The sequence below is a fragment of the Vibrio sp. B181a genome (assembly GCF_030248375.1).
Classification (GTDB): Bacteria; Pseudomonadota; Gammaproteobacteria; order Enterobacterales; family Vibrionaceae; genus Vibrio; species Vibrio campbellii.
Genome location: NZ_JAHGAD010000133.1, coordinates 1 through 10149, shown reverse-complemented (window position 1 = coordinate 10149; position 10149 = coordinate 1). Strand labels below are relative to the sequence as shown.

Annotated in this window: 9 protein-coding genes; 3 read left to right on the top strand and 6 right to left on the bottom strand. The window is 38.4% G+C overall.

Annotation, left to right across the window (positions count from 1 at the left end):
- The coding region (locus KIO97_RS26585) for a type I restriction-modification system subunit M N-terminal domain-containing protein (RefSeq protein ID WP_285384412.1) at positions 1 to 570 on the bottom strand (570 nt) is incomplete at its 3' end.
- A gap of 275 nt (positions 571 to 845) precedes the next feature.
- Between KIO97_RS26585 and KIO97_RS26580 the strand changes: the two genes are divergently transcribed.
- Positions 846 to 1475 (top strand): SEC-C metal-binding domain-containing protein, encoded by a 630-nt coding sequence (locus tag KIO97_RS26580; protein WP_285384411.1) that lies wholly within the window; start codon positions 846 to 848, stop codon positions 1473 to 1475.
- 111 nt (positions 1476 to 1586) lie between these two features.
- Here KIO97_RS26580 and KIO97_RS26575 read toward each other — a convergent pair whose 3' ends face one another.
- Together KIO97_RS26575 and KIO97_RS26570 are read right to left on the bottom strand one after the other, a co-directional pair.
- On the bottom strand, positions 1587 to 1835 hold the full coding sequence (locus tag KIO97_RS26575) for a hypothetical protein (protein ID WP_127891300.1): 249 nt from the start codon (positions 1833 to 1835) through the stop codon (positions 1587 to 1589).
- A 4-nt stretch (positions 1836 to 1839) separates the two neighbouring features.
- Positions 1840 to 4464, bottom strand: a complete 2625-nt coding sequence (locus KIO97_RS26570) for a hypothetical protein (protein ID WP_285384410.1) — start codon at positions 4462 to 4464, stop codon at positions 1840 to 1842.
- 307 nt (positions 4465 to 4771) lie between these two features.
- Here KIO97_RS26570 and KIO97_RS26565 point away from each other — a divergent pair, with 307 nt between their 5' ends.
- Together KIO97_RS26565 and KIO97_RS26560 are read left to right on the top strand one after the other, a co-directional pair.
- Positions 4772 to 6001, top strand: a complete 1230-nt coding sequence (locus tag KIO97_RS26565; RefSeq protein WP_285384409.1) for an AAA family ATPase — start codon at positions 4772 to 4774, stop codon at positions 5999 to 6001.
- Positions 6002 to 6005: 4 nt separating this feature from the next.
- Positions 6006 to 6671, top strand: a complete 666-nt coding sequence (locus KIO97_RS26560; RefSeq protein WP_285384408.1) for an HNH endonuclease — start codon at positions 6006 to 6008, stop codon at positions 6669 to 6671.
- Positions 6672 to 6973: 302 nt separating this feature from the next.
- Here the strand turns inward: KIO97_RS26560 and KIO97_RS26555 are convergent, their stop codons facing one another.
- The 3 genes from KIO97_RS26555 to KIO97_RS26545 all read right to left on the bottom strand — a co-directional run bounded on the left by KIO97_RS26555 (position 6974) and on the right by KIO97_RS26545 (position 9267).
- Positions 6974 to 7903, bottom strand: a complete 930-nt coding sequence (locus KIO97_RS26555; RefSeq protein WP_285384407.1) for a hypothetical protein — start codon at positions 7901 to 7903, stop codon at positions 6974 to 6976.
- A 289-nt stretch (positions 7904 to 8192) separates the two neighbouring features.
- Complete coding sequence (locus tag KIO97_RS26550) at positions 8193 to 8597, bottom strand: hypothetical protein (RefSeq protein ID WP_285384406.1); 405 nt, start codon at positions 8595 to 8597, stop codon at positions 8193 to 8195.
- Positions 8584 to 9267: an HNH endonuclease signature motif containing protein gene (locus tag KIO97_RS26545; RefSeq protein WP_285384405.1), complete on the bottom strand. Its 684-nt coding sequence runs from the start codon at positions 9265 to 9267 to the stop codon at positions 8584 to 8586. Before KIO97_RS26545 ends, KIO97_RS26550 begins: the two co-directional genes overlap by 14 nt.
- Positions 9268 to 10149: the final 882 nt, after the last annotated feature.

The window sequence follows — 10149 nt, the reverse complement described above, 5'->3', positions numbered from 1 at the left end:
CGGGGTAAAGTGCTCACCCGCCGTTTCATTCGAGCTTTCCGCAAAGCGGCGGATCAGTTCTTCAAACACCAAGCCCATCTCATAGTTTGAGATTTTGCTTGGGCTAAGGTCGGTGGTAGCGAACTTCTTCACCACTTTGTAAAGCAGGTTGGCATCTTCCAACAGCCCGACAAATTCATCGAACTTGAAGTGCTCGAAGATCTCACGCGCATCTTTGGAGAATGACTGCACGTACTTCTCAAGGTTCGCCTTGATGTTGCTTTGCCCCATCTTGCCAAGGTTCATTGGTGAGGTATTGAAGAACGACAAATTCTTGGAGCGGTCTTTTTCTTCAAACGTAGCACGAAGAAGAAACTTCTCAGCAGCCTCTTCAGGCAAGCCCATCTTCGATACTTTTTCATATTCTACAAGCACTGCATCTTTGCTTGGCTCAAGCACGCACTCAAGACGACGAAGCAGGGTAAACGGCAGGATCACGCGACCGTATTGAGATTGTTTGAAGTCACCGCGAAGCAGATCAGCCACCGACCAGATAAAGGCAGCGGTTTGGGAGAAGTTGTTGTTAGTCATAGTTCTGTAGTCAATCTGACGAAAATTGCGGGGATTATACAGGATGATGCCGTGTGGTTCAGTAAAGATCATCTCGTTTTCCCCTCCTGAGATTGATCAATAAAAACTCACCTTTTAATGACGGTCATGTCTTACAACAAACATGGATACATTAAAAATTATAACACCACTAGTTATAAAAGGTTATAATTCGGAATTAAAAACATTATAATCAACAAAGAAGAGGTAATTTAAATCATTTCAAAACCATTTAAGCTTTAAGAAGGAGCTGTTCCATGAAGATATATGACATGAACCCCAACATAACCAAAATTAGAAACTCAAAACTAAACAAGATTATAAAAGACATCATCGAGGTTCCTTTGATTCCATTTGAAGGAGCAAAAGAGAGAGCGTGCTGTAAAAACGTCGATGATTATATCAAGCAGTTTGGTGGAGAGCCTGTTACTGGTTACCTAGTGTTTAGCTTAGGTTATATTTTAATAAAATTAATCGGTCATGTCATTGTAAATAAGGATGGAAAGCTATTCTGTGTCACCCCACCAGAAGTTAACCATATTACGAAGAGAGGAGTTGTTTTATTTAAACCAGAAAGTTTTGATTATAACGATAGACTACCAGCATATACAGAAGCAATAGTTCGCGATCCCGTAGTTGAGCTATACGCATCATATGACAATCAATTCGAAAACATCAGAAGGAAAATTCCGACCAACTCACCAGGAGAAATAAATGGGGGTATACCTGTACCTGCTGAATACGAGGATGAGTTGCGTTCAATACTTAAAGGCAAAGCTAAAATAACAAACCAAGTACGTAAGAAAGCTTTTCAAAGTATTGATAGAAACAGTCCTTGTGTATGCGTTTCAGGGAAGAAGTTTAAGCATTGTTGTGAAAAACAATAGAGAAAGAAAAACCCCGTTCGGTGAACGGGGATTTAATAAAACATATGGCTGTCGGCTTAATTACACACCACATTTATAACTTACCAAGCCAAAATATTATAGTCAACATTTTTATTTATCAGAAACTGCTAGTTGCATTTGTAAATAAAACAATGCCTGTAGCCCCTCATCTTTAAAACCTTCTTTGATGATTACTTGAGCATTCCTTTGTGAGCAATACAACAACTCACTAAGTCGCTTAGTGGATGCTCTATTACGATAAGTCATGTCGCGCTCTATCAGTAGTTGTGACACCTCCCCCCCGCTCAGGAGAGGATTTTGCATTAAAGTATTTAGAGTGTTCATTTTATTGTTTTCCATTTTATTATTTTTTTTGAATTTCTTTTTTTACTAGTCCGTTTTCGTAAGGATCTAAACCTACAAATTCTTTGCTATCGTCTTTATCGAACAAGCCTTTTGCTGTAAGCGCTGATAAAGCAAGTGGATTCAGGAAGTGCTTGTAGCGTCTGTTAGTTGTAGTTCCGAATCTTGAGTTGTCGATACCGAGATGCTTCAATATCACTCTTATACGCCTCTCAGCAGTGTCTTTATCATTTGCTCTGGCTTTCGATTCAGTAACACGCATACTGTCTTTCTGAGCAAATGCTTTGTTGAATTTGGCTTTATTGGCATGCAGGTAACTGTAAACTTCAACTGAATCAGCAATAACAAACTCTTTGGCTAAATCGAGTTCAACTTCATTACCTTCAACATCGCTGATGTTGTCTTGCAGAGCTTCAGCGAGAATTCGCATTGCTGTTGCAATATTCTTTTGCTTTGTAGTCAGCTTAGCGTTAGCTTTCGTTTTAATAGCTGTTTTGCTAGTCGTGATTTCTGCTAGTTTAACTGCGTGCTCTTTCTTGAACTTCTCGGCAAACTTAACTGCTTCAATGTCTACATTAGCAGTTTCTATAGCTAGCTTTTTAGCTACCTTGAATTTACTTACAGCGTAAGTCTCTTCTTCAGACTTAGTAGTGCTGCTGTCTAGTCTCTTAGCTTCCTCAGCATCAATGCAATCTGCACTAACAGTTGCTTCCTGAGCAAACTTCTTGTGACCTTTTGCGTTAGATTTCTGCCCTTTAGCGGTTTCGTTTTTTTCTTCCTCATCGTAACGAACTGGAGCTTGATGATTGAAGCCAAGATTTTCCAAAGTAAGAATAAGGGATAGAACTAGATCGCTAAGCAACACTTCTCTTCGCTTTGCAAATGTAGCTTCTAAGTTGTCAGCAATATCTTCTGCGCCCTGATGAAAGTTAGAGAATTCAAACGATGGTTTTGCATCAGTGTCTAGCGCAAAAATAATGTTGGTAGCTGTACGCAGTCTTCTGCTCATTTGTACTAGCGACATTGGAAGCAGAATTCTATGAGCTAAAACAATTACAGTGTTGCAGTAGTTTGCCGTAATGCTGAATCCCTCACGCACACATGGAGTTACAATTACTGTTTTGTATTTAACGATTTCAGTATTCGGGTTCTTGATAAATGCTGCTTGTTCTTGCTGACCTTTGTTATCTGCATGTACCAATAGAATTCTTGCTTTCAGCGCTGCTTTTTCATCGATAAAACCATTTACTTTAACGTAACCAGCATCCTTAAGCATATTGATTGCTTCTCGCTTGTTGTCAGTTGCAATGAATATGTTTTCGTTATCATCAACTAGTTTTTTCTCAATCAGACGAGTTTTCATCATGCTGATATTGTCGATTTGGGTAGTGATGTTTAAGTACGGGTTTTGCTGTTGATTACCGAAAGATTTAACAAAAGGTTTTGCTAGCTCAACAAGCGCTAGTGCAGCCTTAGCGCTATCGGCGACCTTAGCTTTATTACCAGATGTTGGAGTACTGTAGCTTAAATCGTATGCGTTAACTTTTTTATTTAGAGAGCTTAAGTATCTAAGTGAAACTGCATCACTTGCATCGGCGTCCATTGCGACTACTCGTGCGTTCTTTATTGAGAAAAGCTCAGCAAGACGAGAGCGGATAAGCTCCTTTTGCTGTCGATTCAGAAACTCAACTTCTGCACTAGTGCTTTCTTCAAATAGTGCTTGAATGTTCTTTTCACACTCATCAAAGATAAAGTAACCACAGTTTTTTACTGTGTAAAAAACATGATCTTTAAGAAGAGAGTGCATTGTGCAGCTAAAGTGCTCTGCCTGCTCGAAAGCAGCAAGACTCTCTTCTTTATGCGCAATTACTGTCTTAGCTTTTTCTGGTGCATTCTGCTCAACAACATTTCGAAGTGTTGTTATAGAGCAAGTCTTGATTCCTTTTCGATGAGCGAATCTGCATAACCTCTGTGCTTGTATAGTTTTCTCTGCACCCGTCTGTGCTTTAACTAACTCAATAGTATCTACGTCTTCTTCTGCACGATTGAAAACCTTCACGTACATTTCTTCTTTAGTTGCAAGCTTAATTGAGTTGTAAAGATTAGTCGTTGAGTTAACTATGCTGCGAATAAGCTTGATTGACGCATCAAGCTTTTGTTCTGCTATGTCAGCGTGAACATTAGTTATATCCGCAAGAAAAGCGATAGCTTGTTCAAATGAGTAATGCACTGGAATTAGTGAACGAACAGCATTTGCAACGATTTGTAGGTTTGAGTCAGTAGCGAAGTTATTGTAGATGTCAGCTAACAAAAGAGAATCAGACAACACGCCTTGTTCTCTTCTTTTTATTTCAACTTGCGAGCTTGTATCTTTTATTTCTACTTTATTATACATGCAAGTTTTAACAACATTGTCTGTTGAACTAGTAAAGTCAAAAGCAACTTGAGCAATACTCAGCTTAGCCGATTTCATTGTTGCTAGAGTATCTGCCAGATCGCCTGCTGTTGTACCCACTAGTTTATGTTCTGTGTTTTTTATAATGTCGTCTATGATATTTTGGGAAACGTTATTTGTTACTAAAATAGTAACAATAGTACTCTCATTATTTTTAAGCGGTTTATACATATTAAGCCTTTATATGTTTTTATTATTTAACTTACAAAAAACTATAACACGCACTCATTTCGCACTCAAATGCAACTTATATATTTCCGTTTTTTATTACACATACCCTTGCAACTTTTATCCCCTACTAACACAGAATTATTTTTATATTTACTTATTTTTATTGACTTCTGCAGGTAGAATTTAAGTTTTAAAAACTTTCTATTTCCGAAGCTCATTAATAACTAGAGGTATGGCAAATCATGTGGTTGGCACTTGCAATTTTACCTTGTAGAATATCAATCAGGCTCATAACTTGGTTAAAAGTATGATTAAATCGATAGATTTCAAATTGATTGGCACTGATGATAAGCGTGTGAATGCTACGCTAAACGGGAAGAACCTGATAATTACTGGTGAAAATGGCTGTGGTAAGACTCGTTTCTTGCGTCAATTGCATCAATATCTACAGCAGTTTTTTAATCGACAAATACAATCAAAAGATGAAATTCAAAGGCAACTAAAAGAAGCTCAACGGAATTTAGAACAGCTAGGTGTTTCTCATAGGCATTATAATATATACGCTCAACAAATTAGTTCGCATAAAAAGCAATTAGAACGTTTAGCAAACGAAAGTATGGAGTTCGGCGATACTGATGCTCTGTTTGAGTTGGTTAACAATAATCAATTCATTCTTCGATTTTTCGAAGCGAATCGACTTGCAGACAATATTGCTAGTAACGGTCAGATCGAAAGCATAACCAACATTAAAAGTACTACCCAGTCACAATCTTTAGAACAAGATTCAAGTAGTCAGTTCGAAAAATACCTAGTTAGTTATTTTAACTATGGTTCACATGTAATTGCTCGTGAAGATAATCCAGAAAAAGAGCAACAAATTAATACATGGTTTGAGAAAGTCCAAAATGACTTACGTGACCTATTTGAAGATCATGAGTTAATTCTCCAATATAATCCAGAAGAACAAGCATTCTACATCCATCAGGAAGGTAAAGAGCCGTATCGATTTAATAACTTGTCGTCTGGTTATAGTTCGATTTTAAGCGTTTATGCTGATTTGCTTATGAAAGTAGAGTTACGTGACATATTAGCGGAAGATATCACTGGCTTCGTTTTAATTGATGAGATTGATGCGCACCTGCATGTTTCGATTCAACGAAAAATCTTTTCTTTCTTTGACAAGGCGTTCCCAAAGATTCAGTTCATTGTAACTACGCATTCACCTTTTGTTGTTCAGTCGGTAAATGACTCAATAATCTATGACCTAAGTAAACTTGAACTACTAGAAGACCTTTCTATGTACTCATATGAGTCCATTTTAAAAGGACTACTAGGTGTTGAAAGTACATCCGATATATTAAATGAACAATTAGATGAGATGGCTGAGATAATTAACCAAGAGCCTGTAAACACGAAACGATTACAGGAATTGATTAACGTAATAGAGCCGCATGAGGGGCAGTTAAACGCTCGTTCACGCGCATTCCTTTTATTAGGTAAGAATGCTCTTTTAGATTCGACAGATGGTGAGGGGTAATTAAATGTTCAATGTTATTCGAACATACCCTGAACCACCTAGCATTGCTAATAACGAGTACAACAAAGAAGATGTACTAAAGAAACTCAGACCGATGTTCTTTGATAAGTGCTATCTGTGCGAACGTGATGAGATTCAAGATGTCGAAGTGGAGCATTTTATCCCACACAAAAAAGATAACGCACTTAAATATAATTGGGAGAACTTGTACTACTCATGCTCTCGATGCAATGGTATTAAAAGTAGTACACATATTAATCTATTAGATTGTGCTAACCCTTTCTATGATGTTGGCGCAATGATTGAGTGCTTGATGCCTTCAACACCTAATGGAGACGTTAAAGTTTCTGCAACCAGTGCAAACCCATGCGCACAAACAGAAAACACGGTGAAATTACTTGAGGCTTGTTACAACTTAGATAATACGGCTCTCAGAAAAATCAGCCGTGAAAATCTGATTGAACAAATGTGGGATCATTATACAGAGTTACTGTCAGCAAGGCAGAAACTTTACAGTAAGCGAACAGGGCGTACAGATAAACAAAGGGCAGAAGAATTAATCGAACTAATGCTTGATGTAGAGTATCCATTCTCTATATTTTGGCGGTATTACTACTTGAATGATTCTTTCCTTATGAAGAATTATCCCCAGTTGAGAGTTGGTTTTTAAATGACGGAGTGAGTATTGGCTCCTATTTTTAGCATTGAAACGTTTGCAAGAGACACTCTTGCAAAATTAGGTATTAAAGTTTGTGCAACAGCTTGTTGCACAAATTAATCTTGTTATTGTTTCTTGTATTTTAAACATGTCTTGGGGTAGAAATGAGTTAGAGTCGGTGTTCAAAACCTTGCACTTCGGATAAGTTGAATTGGATAAAACCAAGTTGAGGGGTTTAACTGAAGCATGTCTATCAAGTCGGTGGTTGTTCAAAACCCATCAAACTCATACTTAAGGGCAAGCCATAACTTCTATCAATAAGTTGTAACCCTCTGAGCGAGGATTCTCATCACTCTGAACAGTTCCATATAAATCTTTTGTTCCTCCTCAAAAAGGCTAAAGCTCTCGTCATCGTACACAACGTCATCTTTGATATGATAATGCCCCATTAAGTATCCACTATCTGTTATGGTTGAAATTGAACCATCACCATTGATCAGATTGAAGTCTATTTTGAAGTACTCTACTATATCCCCGTCATGAAAATCTTCCATCAGATCACAGAGCGTCTCCACATCAATCTGAATGCGATCTACACACTCAGAGGCTCGAGGCAAGACATAACCATCCCATCCTAAAGCTATAGAAACATGAGTGTCACTTGCATATCCCTTCAGGTCTCTTAAAGTACTATTAAAAACAAATTCATCTGAATCCTGACATGCGAAAACATTGACGCTTGCTCTTTTCTTATTGAAGCCTGCTCTTTCGTAAAGACTTTCAGTATGGTCACTATGCTTGGGATAATACTTACTCTCGACATCTGGCATATCAGCAATCATATTCTCGATATCATCCCAGAATATTATCGCAACACTGAATGGCAACTCTCTTCGTCTCACGAGTTGTCTCAGCTCTCGTTGCAGTTTTACTTCTCGCCTCATAGTCGTAGCGAAGATGTAGTGACCAAGCTTAGGCTCAAAATCTAGAGCGTTATCAATCTCACCTTCAATCTGATCAATGGTGATTTTCTTCTCTGGGTAAATCTCTTTACCCTTACATTGGACTCCCCATATTTCTTTTCCACAATTAGGATATCCAAAGATGTCTACACCATTCTGGCGACTGCCATTACGTCCGTTCAAACTAGTTACACGACTGTTCCAGTCATTTTTAAAAAGATCACGGCACAATCGTTCAAATTCGTCCCATGATGCTAATGGCTGATACTGATAACGTGACACGATTACTACCTTGTACTTGTCCTAGCTAGATGGATTTTGGAGAGTTAGAACGTCTTCCAGAAGAACTGCTTTTGACCGTTCAACAAACTCAGATTCTTGCTCCTCAGAGCATGTAAGAATCGTGCTATGCACTTTTAACGAAATAGCTTGCTCTATTGCAGCAAATAACGGTTTACAATGTTTTGTTACGTTCTTTGGGTGCACTTCTAATGGGTCATACACAACCAGTAGATCAATATCTGACGGTGAATCTGAATGGAGGAACGACCCAAAGATATACCACTTAGTATTAAGCGGTTTTATAAGCATATACTGGTCTACCTTCTCGGTCTTTCTTTACGTATGCCTTCGGATTAGACCAGAACAAAGCGCCGAAGAACTCACCAATATTGAAGACGCCCAGATCATTCTCATTACCGTGCTCTTTAGCTTCACGGGTATAACCATTCCAGTTGCCGCTAGTAACGATGATATCAGCTTCTGGAAACTCTTCACGAATCTGATAGATAGCAGCTAGCCCCAAGATATACTCGTTTACCAGAACCATTGTTACCTTATCACCTTGCTCACGGGTGATCTCAAAAACGATGTCTCGTTTGCGTTCAAAAGAAACAACTTTTTCATGACCATTTAGTGTTGTCTCTACAAACTTAATAGTTGGAAACGACACATCCCAATTGTTAAAGCTCGCCATACCTATCAATAACCTCTTGAAATTCTTTTGGAAACTTATTTACACCTTCAACTTTGTCGTAGCAATTCTGTTCGAATCCTGCTGCATGTTCAACGAACTGATAGCAGGCATCAAGATCATCAACATCAATCAGCTCTTCATTGTCGTGGATAATCTTAGCAATAGATCTGTTGTTCGGGACGACGGTATCAAGTTTGCGGAGATTCCAAAGCTCAACCATGTTGCTCAGTGGGTTTCTTTTAGCTTCTTCTGACTCAGGACCAAAGTTTTGCCAGACACGTTTGTTTCGAATTAGTAAACGTTTAATAGCGTCAGCCATGTCTTTCTTTGATTCGAACTTCTGGGCAGAAAATGCTGCTTCGATCGCAGCTTCATGTTCAGCTTTCCAACGATGAATTTCTTCAACCGTAAACGTACCTTCTGGAGACTTATCAATCTCCGTATGATGAGTCGGGCACAGCAAGATAAGATTGTCATAGGTGTCATCACCGCCACCAGCAACGCCACGTGGACCATCTGGTTTGTTAGCAATGATATGAGCCATTTCACCGATTAGAGTGGCTCCATTACCATCAGTGAACTGAATGCAGTCAATGCCGCATCTGGGCTTGGAGCAACGTCCACCAGCTTTACCCCATAGAATTTTGATGTCTTTTACTGGTATTGCCATTGATACCTCACACAGTAATACGCCGATGAATTGTAGCAGGGCTACTTATCACTTAAACATAACTGAATGATATCACAATGAAACTAGTGGTATAGCCATTCCAGCATAAAGTGTGTAGTTACAAACATCATGAATTGCCATCAGCAAAAATATTGCAAGCGGAGAGATATATGCAACGCGACCACTGATCGCTAACAAAGAAAGGAGAAAACCTTCTCAGAGCAAAAGACAAACGACGACAATTTCTGCTTTTACTCGTCTTCTAGACACTACCAATTTTCAAGAGAAAATGGCTTAACAAGAGAGGCATAAGAATAGAATCTGACAGCTACGAAGTAGATGTCATTACACTAGAAAATGTTAACGGCTTCGCAGTTAACAGTTCTATTTATTATCTTTTTAAGTGTGCCAACTTTTTTTCTTTTTTATTATATAGAAGAATATTTTTTCTGGCACACCTAAAGCCTTGTAATAAAAGGGCTGAGAGCGTTTTTATTATTACTTTCATGACCCTATAAAAAATGGTTTCAGCATGAAATTAACAAGAAATAAGCGTATCGAGGCTTGACTCTAAACCATTAGCTCTCATGGACTATGTATCTCGATTTTATATATACAGATGAAAAACATAGTCCATGCATCAAGTCTCGCTTAAACCGACTCTAGAGAGTATTTTGAGTAAAAAATAAACATCTACTCGTTTTTGCGATAGCAGAGCTAACGAGACGATGCGCCATCACTGTAATCTAATACAAGAAATCTACAGCAACTACTTAAAAGCCAAGTGAATGGTACAAGATAGTTCGGATCAATCAGTTCATCAACAAGATCCATTTTTTGCTCATTTTATCTCATCGCTTTTTTCATACTCCGAGTCTCGCC

Coding starts and splice junctions, on each gene's coding strand:
- KIO97_RS26580 (WP_285384411.1), top strand. CDS start 846: ATGAAGATATATGACATGAACCCCAACATAACCAAAATTAGAAACTCA.
- KIO97_RS26575 (WP_127891300.1), bottom strand. CDS start 1,835: ATGGAAAACAATAAAATGAACACTCTAAATACTTTAATGCAAAATCCT.
- KIO97_RS26570 (WP_285384410.1), bottom strand. CDS start 4,464: ATGTATAAACCGCTTAAAAATAATGAGAGTACTATTGTTACTATTTTA.
- KIO97_RS26565 (WP_285384409.1), top strand. CDS start 4,772: ATGATTAAATCGATAGATTTCAAATTGATTGGCACTGATGATAAGCGT.
- KIO97_RS26560 (WP_285384408.1), top strand. CDS start 6,006: ATGTTCAATGTTATTCGAACATACCCTGAACCACCTAGCATTGCTAAT.
- KIO97_RS26550 (WP_285384406.1), bottom strand. CDS start 8,597: ATGGCGAGCTTTAACAATTGGGATGTGTCGTTTCCAACTATTAAGTTT.
- KIO97_RS26545 (WP_285384405.1), bottom strand. CDS start 9,267: ATGGCAATACCAGTAAAAGACATCAAAATTCTATGGGGTAAAGCTGGT.